The sequence below is a fragment of the Pseudoselenomonas ruminantium genome, assembly GCF_900104055.1.
GTDB lineage: Bacteria > Bacillota > Negativicutes > Selenomonadales > Selenomonadaceae > Selenomonas_A > Selenomonas_A ruminantium_C.
Genome location: NZ_FNJQ01000003.1, coordinates 131,532 through 145,907, shown reverse-complemented (window position 1 = coordinate 145,907; position 14,376 = coordinate 131,532). Strand labels below are relative to the sequence as shown.

17 protein-coding genes and 1 pseudogene are annotated in these 14,376 nt (G+C 46.2%); 5 read left to right on the top strand and 13 right to left on the bottom strand.

Annotated features, from left to right (window positions below):
* Together BLQ59_RS02540 and BLQ59_RS02530 are read left to right on the top strand one after the other, a co-directional pair.
* The coding region (locus BLQ59_RS02540; protein WP_143005258.1) for a transposase at positions 1 to 265 on the top strand (265 nt) is incomplete at its 5' end.
* A gap of 240 nt (positions 266 to 505) precedes the next feature.
* Positions 506 to 1,120 (top strand): hypothetical protein, encoded by a 615-nt coding sequence (locus tag BLQ59_RS02530; RefSeq protein WP_074571351.1) that lies wholly within the window; start codon positions 506 to 508, stop codon positions 1,118 to 1,120.
* A 47-nt stretch (positions 1,121 to 1,167) separates the two neighbouring features.
* On the opposite strand, the gene BLQ59_RS02525 is transcribed toward BLQ59_RS02530, so the two are convergent.
* The 4 genes from BLQ59_RS02525 to BLQ59_RS02510 all read right to left on the bottom strand — a co-directional run bounded on the left by BLQ59_RS02525 (position 1,168) and on the right by BLQ59_RS02510 (position 3,303).
* Positions 1,168 to 1,677, bottom strand: coding sequence for a metallophosphoesterase family protein (locus BLQ59_RS02525; protein WP_218122855.1), 510 nt, complete (start codon positions 1,675 to 1,677; stop codon positions 1,168 to 1,170).
* A 31-nt stretch (positions 1,678 to 1,708) separates the two neighbouring features.
* Positions 1,709 to 1,861 (bottom strand): metallophosphoesterase, encoded by a 153-nt coding sequence (locus BLQ59_RS02520; RefSeq protein WP_081342415.1) that lies wholly within the window; start codon positions 1,859 to 1,861, stop codon positions 1,709 to 1,711.
* Positions 1,862 to 1,939: 78 nt separating this feature from the next.
* Complete coding sequence (locus BLQ59_RS02515; RefSeq protein WP_143005256.1) at positions 1,940 to 2,974, bottom strand: hypothetical protein; 1,035 nt, start codon at positions 2,972 to 2,974, stop codon at positions 1,940 to 1,942.
* Between the two features lie 26 nt (positions 2,975 to 3,000).
* On the bottom strand, positions 3,001 to 3,303 hold the full coding sequence (locus tag BLQ59_RS02510) for a hypothetical protein (protein WP_074571348.1): 303 nt from the start codon (positions 3,301 to 3,303) through the stop codon (positions 3,001 to 3,003).
* 194 nt (positions 3,304 to 3,497) lie between these two features.
* Between BLQ59_RS02510 and BLQ59_RS02505 the strand changes: the two genes are divergently transcribed.
* Entirely contained in the window at positions 3,498 to 4,088 is a 591-nt protein-coding gene (locus BLQ59_RS02505) for a JAB domain-containing protein (RefSeq protein WP_074571347.1), read from the top strand.
* 96 nt (positions 4,089 to 4,184) lie between these two features.
* Here BLQ59_RS02505 and BLQ59_RS02500 read toward each other — a convergent pair whose 3' ends face one another.
* Positions 4,185 to 4,952 carry a cyclase family protein gene (locus BLQ59_RS02500; RefSeq protein ID WP_074571346.1) on the bottom strand — a complete coding sequence of 256 codons (768 nt, stop codon included), beginning with the start codon at positions 4,950 to 4,952 and terminating at the stop codon, positions 4,185 to 4,187.
* Positions 4,953 to 5,816: 864 nt separating this feature from the next.
* On the opposite strand from BLQ59_RS02500, the pseudogene BLQ59_RS16305 reads away from it, so the two are divergent.
* A pseudogene (locus tag BLQ59_RS16305) lies at positions 5,817 to 5,978 on the top strand (JAB domain-containing protein); the annotation flags it as partial.
* Between the two features lie 130 nt (positions 5,979 to 6,108).
* Here the strand turns inward: BLQ59_RS16305 and BLQ59_RS02485 are convergent.
* The 8 genes from BLQ59_RS02485 to BLQ59_RS02450 all read right to left on the bottom strand — a co-directional run bounded on the left by BLQ59_RS02485 (position 6,109) and on the right by BLQ59_RS02450 (position 13,803).
* Positions 6,109 to 6,684, bottom strand: a complete 576-nt coding sequence (locus BLQ59_RS02485; RefSeq protein WP_074571344.1) for a DUF1266 domain-containing protein — start codon at positions 6,682 to 6,684, stop codon at positions 6,109 to 6,111.
* A 186-nt stretch (positions 6,685 to 6,870) separates the two neighbouring features.
* On the bottom strand, positions 6,871 to 7,812 hold the full coding sequence (locus BLQ59_RS02480) for a DUF1266 domain-containing protein (RefSeq protein WP_074571343.1): 942 nt from the start codon (positions 7,810 to 7,812) through the stop codon (positions 6,871 to 6,873).
* A 13-nt stretch (positions 7,813 to 7,825) separates the two neighbouring features.
* The gene (locus BLQ59_RS02475; RefSeq protein WP_074571342.1) at positions 7,826 to 10,369 is read right to left on the bottom strand and encodes a tetratricopeptide repeat protein; all 2,544 of its coding nucleotides are present in this window, start codon (positions 10,367 to 10,369) and stop codon (positions 7,826 to 7,828) included.
* A gap of 878 nt (positions 10,370 to 11,247) precedes the next feature.
* Positions 11,248 to 11,751, bottom strand: a complete 504-nt coding sequence (gene thpR / locus BLQ59_RS02470; protein ID WP_074571341.1) for an RNA 2',3'-cyclic phosphodiesterase — start codon at positions 11,749 to 11,751, stop codon at positions 11,248 to 11,250.
* Between the two features lie 31 nt (positions 11,752 to 11,782).
* Positions 11,783 to 12,103: a YqfO family protein gene (locus BLQ59_RS02465; RefSeq protein ID WP_026767041.1), complete on the bottom strand. Its 321-nt coding sequence runs from the start codon at positions 12,101 to 12,103 to the stop codon at positions 11,783 to 11,785.
* Between the two features lie 35 nt (positions 12,104 to 12,138).
* A complete protein-coding gene (locus BLQ59_RS02460; RefSeq protein ID WP_074571340.1) occupies positions 12,139 to 12,711 on the bottom strand; it encodes a cob(I)yrinic acid a,c-diamide adenosyltransferase in 573 nt (190 codons plus the stop codon).
* Positions 12,712 to 13,040: 329 nt separating this feature from the next.
* The gene (locus tag BLQ59_RS02455) at positions 13,041 to 13,331 is read right to left on the bottom strand and encodes a DUF1653 domain-containing protein (RefSeq protein ID WP_074571339.1); all 291 of its coding nucleotides are present in this window, start codon (positions 13,329 to 13,331) and stop codon (positions 13,041 to 13,043) included.
* A gap of 10 nt (positions 13,332 to 13,341) precedes the next feature.
* On the bottom strand, positions 13,342 to 13,803 hold the full coding sequence (locus tag BLQ59_RS02450) for a YaiI/YqxD family protein (RefSeq protein WP_074571338.1): 462 nt from the start codon (positions 13,801 to 13,803) through the stop codon (positions 13,342 to 13,344).
* A 191-nt stretch (positions 13,804 to 13,994) separates the two neighbouring features.
* On the opposite strand from BLQ59_RS02450, the gene BLQ59_RS02445 reads away from it, so the two are divergent.
* Positions 13,995 to 14,366, top strand: coding sequence for a MerR family transcriptional regulator (locus BLQ59_RS02445; protein ID WP_074571337.1), 372 nt, complete (start codon positions 13,995 to 13,997; stop codon positions 14,364 to 14,366).
* Positions 14,367 to 14,376 lie beyond the last annotated feature (10 nt).

The following is a 14,376-nucleotide window of genomic DNA, read 5'->3' as shown; positions in this document are numbered from 1 at the left end:
GTCTGACAACTGGGATGTAATAACGCCGATCTTCAAGTTCTCAACAGACGTCCGTACAGCGTTTTACACGACCAACGCCATTGAGAGCCTGAACTCCTCATATCGCCGTCTGAACAGCCAGAGAAGTGTTTTCCCCAGTCAGCAGGCCCTGTTAAAGGCCTTGTATCTGGCAACGTTTGAGGCTACCAAGAAATGGTCTATGCCCATTCGGAACTGGGGCAAGGTCAGAGGCGAGCTGACGATTATGTATCCTGATAGATTGTAAAAATTTTGATGCGGCTCTTTAAGCAATTCATAGAAGACCTATTTACAGACTTTTATTCACACCCTCCTAAATGACGATGCCACCGGACGGTTTATTCTTACCAGCAGGCACGAATATATGCCTCCCGGTGCCCAATATGGTTACCAGCGCAAGTTTGCCATGGATCTTCGTCTCCAGCTGTTCTGGGATCAAAACGCCAGATGGTTCGGTATCCGCAGACTCTGATAAGGATGTGATGACATGAACAAAATGCTTATGAAGCTCACCTGCTTGCTTATGGCTTTATTTTTTTCAACAGCCGCATATGTATCAGCTGAACAAGCCCCAGCAAACTATACGGTCTGGGACAGGATGCCCGCTGAAGCTGCAGTCAACGTAAAACTGAAAGTCCAAAACGCTGTAACCCTTTATACGGCCCCGAATAGTGGAAAAGTAAGCAGTACTATTTCCTCCGGTGAGATTGTCAAACGCATTTCCTGTGTGGTCTATACTCATCCCAGCCGCCATGCGGTCAAAGTACTGAAAACCACCAAAGCCTATAAATATGAACACTCCTCCAGCCCTGAGTTCATAACACTGTATCCCGGTACAATAGTTTATCTGCTCCAGTATACTGGCGAAGGAACATATCTGGCTCTATGGAACGGTCAGCTGTTATGGTGGCTGGAAGGTTATAATATCTCAGGATTCACCAATGCCAATCCCAGCTCTCCGTGGGGAGTTTATCTAGGCGAAGCGACCGATGCTTCTCTGGGTATTGATTTCTGGATGTGCCTCAGAAAGGCAGATGGAACCGTTGGTTGGGCTCATCCTAAAGATTATCCATCAGGCACATTTAATCAATATTGGAAATAACGAAAAAGAAGGACTTAGCACACGTTAAGCCCTTCTTTTTTTCGTCGTTAGATTCCTCCGGAAGATTGATATACTTCTCTGCTTAATAAGTCTGCGCAGGACACGCGTCCATTTTCCAAGAAACTTCCGGTATCCATAAGCACAAGCCTGCCATTTTGCAGCCACTGAGGCACTGCCTTATACCCCAAAGCCTGCAGAACTATCGTCTGCGCCCCTTGATGGAGCTGCGGATGCATTGCCAAGCTTCGATTCCACAGCAATGTTTTCGTCTCCTGCTCAGCTAGTGGCACTTCCGGATCACAATCCGCATGCATGAACCAATAGGCCTTGCCATTTACTTCCACTTCTGCATATAGCGGCATTTGCTCTATCAGCTTCAACCAGTTATCAGTCAGAGCTTCTCCTCTGCCTGTCTTTTTGATTTCCGAATTGGTTACAGCGCCGCCATTATTGAGCCAAAGGGCCTTAGACGAGCCAAACAGGAACGCCAACAGATTGCCAGACTCCTCCTTATCCTTCATGGCCTTATAAAACATCTGCTCATGGTTACCACGCAAAAATATCATATGCTTTTGTCCAAAGATTCCATCACAGGCACGGCTCACCTCTATCAAGATAATCCCCTAGAAACACCAGTAAATCCTTGTCCTGATTAAAGGCAGCCTTTTTATATGTCATCATAAATTTATCCCACTCGCCATGAATATCGCCACAAACCAAGATTCTATCAAAATTTTCCATAGATGCCACTTCTCCCACAGATTACTTTGCATCTAAAAGGGCTGCGAAAGCTCCATACAAATTTCACAGCCCTTCAACTTACTCTGGCAACGTCTCTAGCATCTTTGTTTCCGTACCATCCTGATACTTTATGGACATTACTGTAGCTTCATATTTATAGCCTTGTCCTCTGGATTTTATCAGCTCATCATCCATAAACATGTTCAGATCTTTACTCAGATTCATCTTACTCTTGCCGGAAGCCACTCCGTCAACTGCATAAGTATATTTCACCACTGAGCTATCCCCCTTGGGATTTGTCACGGTAATTTCTCCGCTTATGCTGTTTACCGGCTTAGCTGCGCTTAACTCTAAATCACTGCTAAGCTGGAGCCGATGGGAAAAGCCATAACTATCCTTCTGTTGCACCTGCCCAGAAATCGCACCAATTTTAACAGCAGCATCCAGTTCTTCCTTTATTGGCCTATTGAGTTCAGCCAGCTTCGCCTCTTCTGCCTCTATTACAGCCTGCATAAAATCCTTCAGGTTGGATATACGCTTGATTTTCCATGTTCCATCTTCCAAACGGCTCATGCTTAATTTAAGCTCAAATTCCTTGCCCAGCTTTTCATTCTTGATTCCTAAGGTTACTGTTGCGATGTCACCATCTACATCAGATGATTTTACACCGGTAAAGTTCACATCTTTTGCGTGAGTTTTCTCCAAGAGGTTATCTGCCGCCTGTTCGCCGACTTTATCTTTGTCACCGTTCTTGCCCGCATCTGCCTTAGGCTTATCTACCTCACCCTTTTCTACATACTCCTTAACCGCGCTTTCAATGGCTCCAGTAACTGCTGGTTTCAGCATTTGGGCAAATCCGGCAGCCAGTGTCTTGGTGCCGCTGTCCATCGTCTTATCTTTTTCCATTGCCACATCAATCAAATCGTCAAAGGCCGATTCGGACATCCCCTTCACATCTACGCGCTGGGAAAACTTATCCCAATTATGCTCCTTAACAGACTCCTGAATGAGTTTCAACGAGTATTCTGGTGACCGCTTGTAATACATATAGCCACCCACTCCTGCCGCTAACAGCAGAAGTACGACTAACACCGCTGTGATTTTTTTGTTCATCGAATCCATCACCTTTCCTAACAACATTATTTCTTCATAATCGCTGTCACTATCATTTCTGCCGCAGCGTCTTCCGCCTCTTCCATGGCCTTTTTATAGCCACGGATATCACCAAGTTCTGCCCCGGCACTAAGGCCCACACCATAGCCATCTGCATGAACACCATCCACATACGCCCGAAGTGCGGCTACAACTTTCTCCTGCTTTTTCTCGGGCACATTGTACTGCCCGAACAGCTCCTCCAGCAAATCTTCTGCCTCAGCCATTGCTTTGCCTGTCTGTTCCGTTAAGCCTTCGCGTAGCGTCGTCTTGATACCTACCTTATCCATAATTCCTCCAATATATCTATCTTCTTTATAGTCTTTCTGTATAACTGCAGAATATTCCTTCCCATATTCTTTAAAGTTTCCTCTACAAGTATATAAGCATTCCTGTCATCCATTATCCAACAAGCAGGCAGCTCACAGAGAGAAGATAAATATGTCTGCAAGAACATTTTCTGACAAATTTAGGAGGAATTACCATGGAGAAAGACTTACATTCTGAATCAGACGCCGCTCTGCTTGCTACCCTGTTGGACATCCCAGCCAAAAATCTTTCCTGTAAAAAAATCTCCGCTATTTTATCCGCGCCCTTATCCATAAAGGGTGTCGGGGTAAAAAAAGCCTCAAAACTCTACGCCTTAAAGGAAGTTGTCCGCAGAATCATGGAAGAACAGCCCATCCCAAACCCTATTCTTCAATCTCCCAAAGATGTAGCAAATTACTTTATCCCTTTACTTATACACGAAAGCAAGGAACATTTCATGATCGCCATGTTAAGCACTAAGCACCACCTCATTGCCGCCCCCACTATTTCCATTGGTTCCTTATCGGCAACTATCGTTCAACCACGGGAAGTCTTCATGGAAGCGCTAAGATATCCCTGCGCTTCTATCATCCTTGTTCACAACCATCCCAGTGGAGATCCTGAACCCAGCAGAGAAGATATTTCTGTTACCCTTACCCGTAAACTCGTCAAATCCGGCAAGATATTGGATATTCCTGTATTAGATCATGTTATCATTGGCCAAAATAGATTCTGCAGTATGAAAATGCGGGGATATATCAGGTAGGGCAAGTTTTCTGACCGATGTTAATTATTAACATCGGCAAACAGAAAAAGAGCCTTACCGGATCTATCCAGTCAGACTCTTTCCTCATTTATCCAATCACTTCTTCGGCGTGATTGCCAGCACCCGGACAGGCAATCCAGTAGCCTGCTCGATATTAGGCCAGGCAGCGAACAACAATGATCCTACCGGTGCCACTTTATCCAGATTGTTCAAGACTTCAATCTGCAGCTTTCCCCTACTCAACACATAACGCTCGCAGGCTAAGTCACCAGCAGCGGCAGCTACTGCACTGGCATCCGTATCCAATGTTTCATGGCCATTGGCTGCCGCATTGCGCACCTCATATATATACTTCAATGCTTCCAGCGACCAGCCGGGAGCATTTTCATTGCCGTCTCCATCAAACCCCGACAATTTATCCATATCCGGCCAATTGGATGCCCAACCGGCATAGAGCGCCACAAAGGCGCCATCCGGGATATCGCCATATTTTGCCTCAAACGCCTTGATGTCATCTACCGTAACAGCATAATGCACATCCTCGCGCACTTTATCGCTGATGTCTATCACCACCAAGGGATACAGCATATGTTTGACACCAAACTTTTCAGAAAGCGGGGCATCCTTCACGAAATGTCCGGGAAAATCAATGTGCGTGCCAAACTGTCCCGGGAACTTGAAGGTTTGGATCAGGCATTCAAGCATAGGATTGCCCCAGTCAAACACGGTCTTCGACAGCTCCACCGAGCCATCTGGTATACCAGCCCAATAGGGACTGTCATTGTTCAGCGAATGACTCAAATCTACCCATTCATATTTCTCTGACTGCAACTCATTGATAAGGTTCCATAACTGATGACTCATAGAAGCACCTCCATAATCTATCACATATCCGATTGATAGGTAATATAATACATTTCGAGGCTAATGTCAACACCTTTATATGTTTTTTGCTTTCTTTACCTTTATTTTTGTAGCATATGTACACCGGTATAATACATTATCTTTTTCTAGCATTTTCCTTCTCTGTGGTTACAACAATTACCGTATCGTCATCATCAATTTCTGCTCCGCAGCGATGGCAGCATACATATTCTGTACCGTCAGCTAGCTTTCGCTTTCCCTGACATTTCGTGCAAAAATCGGTATTGCACCTCTTGCAGTGCAATATTTCACTAAAATCTCGCCTTCCGCACCGGGGACAGCCATCGTAATATTTAGCCATAGTAACATCCCCCTCTTATTCAACGATGTTAATAATTAACAACATTCCCATAATCTCGTTATGGCTTTAGAACATTTTATCCACAATCTTCTACATAACTGCTGGATATTCCTTCACAAATCATTACAGACCATTACACTGCGGCAGGCAACCTGCCGCAGCAAACAAGCCCCAGCCTAAGGAAGACACCAAGGAAACGAAAAAATCCAAGAACAAAAAATCTGCCTGATTTACTGCCATGACTTAGGGGCTGGCCACGGCCAGCCCGCATCTATGGAGGAACACACAATGGATAAAGATTTACAATATGAGTCTAATGCTTCCCTGCTTTCGTCCCTGCTCAACATCCCCGCCGATGAACTTGCCTGCCAAAACATGTCTGACATCCTTGAAGCTCCTTTATCCATAAAAGGAATTGGCAACAAGAAAGCAGACAAACTCTATGTCGTAAAAGAAGTTGTACGCCGTATTATGGAGGAACGGCCCAGCGATGCCCCCGTAATCATAACCACCCCAGCGGTGATCCAACTCCCAGCAGGGAAGATATTGCCGTTACAGAAAGGCTGGTCAAGGCAGGCAAAATCCTGGACATCCCCATTTTAGACCATATCATCATAGGCCAGCATAAATATGTAAGCATGAAGGAAAAAGACCTCATGCAATAATAGATTAGTACCTAAAAAGGACAGGCCGAAAATGCCTGCCCTTGCCGCTTCCGCCAGCGCATTACAAAAACCATTACAAAAATATTACAAACCTCTGGACATTACACCCGCAAAAGAGATTACATACACATTACCAGCATTTCTTTAACTGCAGGTCAAATGGCACCAATTCATACGGATTCTCCTCAGATGCCAACAGCCTCTGATAAGCCTCCTTGCGCTGCGTTAAGGTCTCATCTTTGCCCATATAAGTTGCACAGGCTTCCAGATATTGCCCTGCCAACTCCTCCCAACTGCCGACCACTTCCTGCAGCTTCTGTCCTGCTGCCAGAGCGCAGTTCAAGGCTTCTTTAAGTGTCAGGTATTCTGCCACATAGCCAAATCCTGCATTCTGAATAATTCGCAGATACTGCCAGACTTTCGCAACCTTTGGGTATTCCGGCGTGACGCTTTCCATCATATCCTGAATGGTCATGATAAGATCCTGACGGGAGAAAATCTCCCAGTCACTGGCAAACATATACTGAGTTGTTTGCCGCTTCAGTAATGCTCCTTTGGGATCCCCACCAAATTCTTTGATATCCGCACCACCAGTTTCCCTGTTAATTGCACAAGCAGCACAAATCCAGTTACGGAAATTCGGCTCTACATCCTGCCAGCTCATTTCATCATCCGGTAAAACTTCTCTTGGAGCTATCTTTTTCATCGCCTCACCTTCAAATATCCGATACCCCAATAAAACTATACAATCAAAGAAAAACCTCTTTATTTTCACTGCCATTCCTCCTCAGCAATCTGCATCCTCACCTGCGTAAAGAAGTCTTACCAACACTTTGTCCGGCTTCTCAAAGATAATACTTATAGGTAGATCATCACTCTATCCCTTATTTTTTTACCAAGACCGCTTCAGTTCCAAATCAAAGGGTACATCATTATAGATGCTGTTTTCATTTGTCTGGAGCTCCAGAAAAGCATCTGCCCTGAGTTTGTAGTCATCACCACTCCCCAAATAATCCCTATAGGAACGAAGATATGCTCTGCCTAAGCCATCCCAGCTCCGAGTCACTATCTGCAACCGTTGACCAGTAGCAAGGGCTACATTCAACGCTTCACGCAAGGTCAGGAATCCCGCCAAATACCCAAAGCCCGCATTCTGGAGCGTACGCAATAGCTGCCAAAGTATCTTCTGACCTGCCATGTCCTGAATGGTTTCAATCAGTTCTCCTCTGGATTCTATTTCCCATGAGCCACGCAAAATCTGTCTGCCTAATTCCCTGCCCAAAGGATCATCCGGTGATGCGCCACCAAACTCATTGATATCCCATCCATTTGCCAACCGGTTGATAGCGCAGGCTGCGCAAATCCACCTGCGAAAATCTGCATCTACCATCTCCCATTTAAGGTCATCTTCCGGAATTTCCTCTGTTGACTCTTCTTCGTATTGCAAAACAGACAGCTGTTCAAGTATCGCCTCTTCTATCAGCTGACGTATCTCCGGCTGTTCCACACGCAGCATGCCTTCACCAAAAGCGAAAACGTCTTGCCTTATACACCAAGCATACAGTTTGTAGATATCTTCACCATACACAGCAAACCTGCAAACTCCATCTGGATCATCTTCCATTTCCACTAACATATGGTCAAGTACATTTTCATCCGAAAAATGGTAATGAAAACGGTAAATATCCTTAGCACCATACTCTTTTTTGTCTCCAGACATGGTAAAAATTCCTTCTGGATAGAATTTCACTTCGCCCCATTTATTTCTGTTGAAAAAGCGGCTCAAAATGCCTCTTTTAGCAAAGAACAGGGCTTTAACCGAAAACGCTTCCATATACCATTCTCCTCTACAAACACTCGCTCCAGCTGCTGCCCGCATAGGCCCTTTTCAATTCTTCCTTGGCAGGTTCATAGCCCTCGGCAGCTGTATGGCGAAGGATTTCCCGATATTGCTCTCCATCGCCCTCATCCTCATATAGATGCGCCAGCCGATAGGCCGCTTTATTGTTCCCTTTCCTTGTTTCCTTTACAAGAATATAACGCGCCATTTCCCGCTTTTCGTCTGTTCCTTCTGCAATATAAGCTTCTGCCAGCAACATCAGAGCCTCCTGCCGGCCTTCGAAATTCTCCTCTTGTTTCAGTGCCTTTTCAAGAAGCTCTATCGCTTCATCCAGATTCTCCCATTGGCCATCTGCCTGCTTATAAAGTCCTGCCCGGGCCGCCATCGCAGCGGGATTGTCATATTTTATGGCTTCATCATAGCAGCTTATTGCCTCCTGCAAATTTTTCACCACTCCAATCCCTTTTTCATAGCATTTGCCCAAAGGAAGCAAGGCCGACACCAGCCCCATATCCGCAGCCTTCTGCAGATAATAACGGGCTTCCATGCCCTTCTCTTCCGGATTTTCCATATACAACCTGCCCAGACAACACCAGCTCAATGCCTTGTCCTCCGGTTCTTCTGTAAGCGTAGCATTCAAGAACCATGTGGAAGCACCTTTAGCATCACCTGAATCAGCCAGGTCTTGTCCGATATAGATCATGGCTCTGCCGCAGCCTGTTTCTGCCGCAGCCATGAGGTTAGTCATGCGGCCTTCCTTATCCCCGCACTTGCCGCAATCTTCGGCCCGAAGCAAAAGCTCATTCCAGTTTGCTCTGGCATTTCCCTGCTCGTCAGCCTGCCAGCCATCTCCTGTCAGGCCTTTCCCCTTATACCATGCCTTGAATATCGAAAGCGCCATGGCTTCATCCTTGGCCTCTAACCGGCTGCAACGATCTTCTATTTGGGCAAAAATCGAGAAATCCCCCTCGTCTGCCCATACCACTAAGAAATCGCCATTATCCGCTTCCAGCATCACTTCCAGATACACGCCCTGCCACAAGAGTTCCAATGCCTGTTCAATCTCTTTTTCTTGGTAGCACTTAAAACCAGCCACGCACCCATCTTCACGTTTCACCTTAAGGCACCATGGCTGCCTGCCCTTCCATGAAAGCCTAGCCTGTTCAATCCTCTGTTCCTGCCAGTCCCGTATGCTTTCCACATCCGTCAGCGGGGTTCTCTCCTCCTCTGGCCTGCCAAATATCGCCCAGGCAAAACGCGAACCAGAGGCCTCAGGACTCTTGTCCCATTCCAGATTCCCCAGCCATATATCATAGTCCTCATATTCTTTGGCCTTTTGCCAGTAATACTTGGACTTCTTCTTATCCTTATCTATGCCGCCCGAACCGTTGGCGTAAATCTCAGCCATCAGTCCATAGAGCAGTGCCTGCTTGTATCCCGGGAGCTTGTTTTCCCTTTCCTCTATTTCGTTCTCCAGCATAATCGAGCGAACAGCCATCTCCCGATCGATTACCGTCCCCTGACCAAAATACTTGCAATAGCACATCATTGGCAATATGGTGTCATATCTGTATACGCCGCCGTTAGGATGCAAGTGTACCAGCTCTGCCACCCTATCCAAGAGTTTTTCGCACCACTGATAGGCTGATTCAAAATTCCGTTCTCCCAGTTCGCCCCAGAAATAAATTTCTGCCACCTGCCCCATGGATGGTACATGTACTTGCTCTGCCAAAGGCAAAAAATACTGTAATGCCCTATCTGTATCCTTCTCGGTGCCTATACCGTATCGGCACATAAATCCCATATTATAGAGAGCCTCCTTATGCCCTCTTTCACCAGCCTCACAATAAGCTTGGAACGAACGACTGTATTCCTCCCGTTCATAGAGCCGCTCACCGCGTTTATAGAGGGCATGGGGAACGCCTGCACTGCAAAAACGTCCCTCCAGCTCCAAAAACTTCTCTTTTTTGTTCCATTTACCTGTATTATCATACAGAATGTCTGCCGCTTCCTGATAAGCATCCAAGCTCAAAGCCAGCCCACCTGCCAATGCTTTTTCAAAGTACGGTATGGCCAGCCTGGCCTTGTTTTCTTTCGTATCCTCATCCCACTTGCCCAAAAGGGCAAAAACTGCCCCAATGGCATAGCACATTCCTAAAAGATGCGCTCCCATCGGTTCATCTTCGTATTCTTTGGCCGCTTCCAGAGCCTTTTCCGTACTTCCCCAGATGGAGAGCACCGCTTTCAGTTCTGAAGGATACAGATTCCTGTGCTCAAGGGCACACAACACGCCCAGTGCGCTTCCCTTAGATATACTCCATTTCAGGTACTCATCTGCCTGCACCTCATCCACTGGCAGGCCGCTTCCTTCCCAGACTGCCAGACCATCGTCTCCCATATAGGTGCGTGCAAGCAGTCCCCCGGCATCTGCATCACCACTAACCACAGCCTGCCGAAGCAAATCCTGCCCTTTTTTAGCGCTTGCCTCATCATATCTCATCCAAATTAGTTCAACGGCTTTCTGTACCTCAGGTTGAAAGTGCGTTCCCATATCTGTCCCCTCCTGAATGTTACAATAAAAAAAGCACCGTGCCACAAATCCCATGGCACGGTGCCCCCATCGGCTGATATTTATATACTGCTTTTACGCAGCATATAAAATAATAACCTCTCTCAATTAAATTTCGATTAAATTTTGCTTTGATTATGATTAAAATCATCCGACGAATCATGCTTACTTCTTTTCATATGCAAATTTTGTATCGGATGTTAATAATTAACATCCGGCAGGCTCTTCCCGCTAATAACAAGAGCCGAAAACATATCCTGATATCACACTTTCAGCCCATGATGCCTTCGCTCTCCTCACCCCAATGTGTATTCCCACAGTCAAGCAGGCATATTTATGTAAAAAATTACAATTTCATATGCAGTGTAATGCCATATAATAACACACATAGCATTTATCGGCACTGCCCTTTCCCCAATCCCCATTGGGTAGTACCGTTTAGCGAGCTTCCCCAGTTCGCGAAGATTCAATAAGCCCTGACTGGAACTTCCCCAAGTAATACCAGTCAGGGCATTTTTTTACTAGTAATTCTTATGCCGCTCGTTTCGCGAGTGGCTTTTATTATACAGGCATGGATGAAATAGAGAACCCCCGGCTGTAAAGGCCGGAGGCGGGGATTAAAATGCGAACGCATTTTAGGAAAGATGTGACATCCTCATTATCAGGGATTGAGGACAGGACACATTGATAATGTTAGTCTTCTTACTTCTTAATGTCAACTGCAGTCAAGATGCCCACTTAGATTCATCGGTATAAAACGTCTTTATCAACTGCCTGGGGAAGAGCTTACAGATGTTAATTATTAACATCCTTATTCTTCGCTGGTTACGTAGATTATAAGTTCGTAATTTACTAGGTTACTAAAATCTTCCGATCTCCGTATAAATCATGCCATGCTTGCCGCGCTCTGATCTCATTAGCGAAATGTGTTCTATAACCATCTTTCCCTGAGGCGGCTCGACCTGCGGCAAGATCGACTTGCCACGATAGATTGCCTTGCGAACTACCGTAATATGCGGGAAGAACCGCTTGCGATCATAGGGAATTTTATGCTCAGCCAGAGCCCTGCGCAGCCTCCTGACATAATTATCTAGGCTGGTGTTCTGTTCTATTCCAGCCCAATATACATCGCCGAAACTCCCCATACCGTTGAGTTTCATGGTCATAGGCTCAAACGGAACGGTCTCTATAACATCCATGACTTCATCTGGTGCCCCGTAATCTCCGATAAAAGCCAGCGTTAAATGCAGATTTTCCCGGACAGCAAAATATCCTTCCACACCAGAAGCTTTTAGTCGCAACTGAAAAGCCTCCAAAGCATTTATCACTGGTTCCGTAAATTGAATGCTGATAAAAAGCCTCATGGATTTTCCACCACCTTATCTGTAATGGGCTCTACGTATACAGCGGGATTACATTGATTACAGGCTCTTCGTAAGGATGAACCTCACGGATTGCGTTTAATGTCTCCTGAAGCGCCTCCTTCCGGATGTTGACCTCCACTTTAATTTCCGGAGCTTCGCTGATTTCATTGCATGTTCCAATATAGGGCTGACTTCCCTTCAAAGGGCGCCAGGTTCCCGTCACGCGGCTGTATGCCAGACAGCTGTCATAGTTTCCAATCTTCCCTGCTCCGATTGATTGCAAGGCCAGCCGCAGCTTAGAAAGATGCGTTTCCGGTATGAAAATCTCCAGCTTAAGCTTTGAAACATTCATTATTTGTTACTCCTATACTTCTTCTTGACCGTTTGTCAGCACTCAATCCCTTTACGCGCCTCGACGCCTTTTGCATAGTAGTGCTTAACTTCCTTCATGTCCGTCACCAGGTCAGCACGCTCAATCAACCAATCTGGAGCGCCTCTTCCGGTCAGCACCATTTCCGTATGCTTTGGCACCATTTCCAGCAGTTCCTCAACAACGTTTCTAGCTATCAGCCCAAAATGCAGCGCCACGTTGAGTTCATCTAGGATTATCACCTCGTATTTCCTTGAAGACACTGCTCTTCTCACTTCAGCAAAACCTGTATTTATAAGTTCAATATAGTCCTGTGGAGGCTTTCCCTTAGGAAATATCACGACAGTATCCCCATATTTATCCTGTAACTCTTTGCTTAAGGTTCCTTCTTCTGCAATGAAAAACGGCTTACCACTGGTTCTTAATGTAAGCTCAGGCGCAAATCCCTGCAGTACCTTCTGCTCACTATAACAAAGGCTTTTCATGAACTGCATGACATAGACTTTCTTGCCAGCCCCTAATGCCCTAATAGCCAGTCCAATAGCCGCTGTAGTCTTTCCTTTGCCATTTCCTGTATAGACCTGAAGCATTAAGCTGCCCCCCTCATTAGCGCTGCTGCCTCTATTTTCTTATCCCTTTTAACAATTCCGTGTCAGTGACACTCTTCAGAGTGTTGCTGAAACCTATTTACAGAAGAATACCTATGGGAAACGTGATATTAACGAATTCCGTGAGGGCATCAGGGAGCTCAATGACTGGCTCTTGACCAGGGATATGCAGAAGGGCGACGTTCTTCGCATCAACTACTGGGAAAAGGGCAGTAAGTAAGAATCAGGGCCGCTTGAGATTTCAGGCGGCTCTATTATTTTACCTATTTTATTCCTGACAATCTCTAATGGGATTTATGTTCCCACTCCACTCATACCTGCTTTCTCTCAAACCGATATTCCTGCTGCACCTGCGGATATTTCTCATGGTCTACCTCGCTCATAAACATATCCAAGGGACGGCAATATATGCCATAACTGCCGTACAAGGCCTGATACACGCAGTAAAATTCCCTTGTCTCCGTGTGCATGACCGGGCAGGCTATGATCTTATATGCATTATCCTTGAAATGCCGCCACAATTCCCCTGCTTTCGGAATTTCTCTGCGGTACTTAGCATTGAGCAAGTCTCTCTGCTCCTGAATCTCTTTTGTCTCTTCCATTTTTCCTCCCTCAGGCCAATCCCTCACTGCTTCTCACCAGTTCAAGCAAACGGATAAGCCCTGCTGCAAATTTCTCGTCATCTTCATCGGTACGTCTAGCCGGGCCTTTTAGATGTACCTTCTTCTTGGAACGCCTTGCCTTTTTCGCCATATGTCGCTCCATCAGCAGACGGTCGATATTTTCAGCAGTATACCGCCAACCGTTCTGATGAATCGCATACGCCTTCTTCCCCAACGCCATCGCTGCCACTCCATAATCCTGGGTTACCACGATATCACCAGCTTGGCAGAGGTTTATGAGTGCCAGGTCAACAGCATCTGCCCCGGCACCAATCACGCGCACCTCGCTGTAATCCGAAGTCAGTATATGGTTGGTGTCACAGAGAAGCGTCACCGGCAGGTCATATTTCCTGGCCACTTGCTCCGTCAGCTTTACGACTGGACAAGCATCTGCATCCACATAAATCCGCATAAAATATGTCTCACCTCAAAATATACTCTGTTCATTATAACGCCAGTGTTCCCGTTTTGCCATAGATAAAACTTCCTCTTGACGTTTTAACTTTTTCCTGTCCTGACAAAAAATTTTCTTCTTGACTTGGAGTGGACTCCAAGTGTTAAACTGATGCCATAAGATAATGTTAGGACAACGAGGTGATATGCATGACCATCAAGGAAGTCAGCGAAAAATACGATCTTTCTGCGGACACCATCCGCTACTACGAGCGCATCGGCCTTATCCCCCATGTGCCCCGCAAGGAAAACGGCATCCGGGATTTTGACGAGACCGCCTGTGGCTGGGTGGAGTTTTCCAAATGCATGCGCAGTGCCGGCGTACAGGTGGAAGCCCTGATCGAATATGTGGACCTGTTCTTCAAGGAAGGCACGGAAGAAGCCCGCAAGGATATCCTGGTGGAGCAGCGCGCCCGCCTGCAGGAACAATATGAACAGCTCAAGGCCACCATGGAACGGCTGGACTACAAGATTGCCCATTACGAGGAACTCATGGCCAAGAAATGCCCCCATTTGAAATAACCCCACCAGT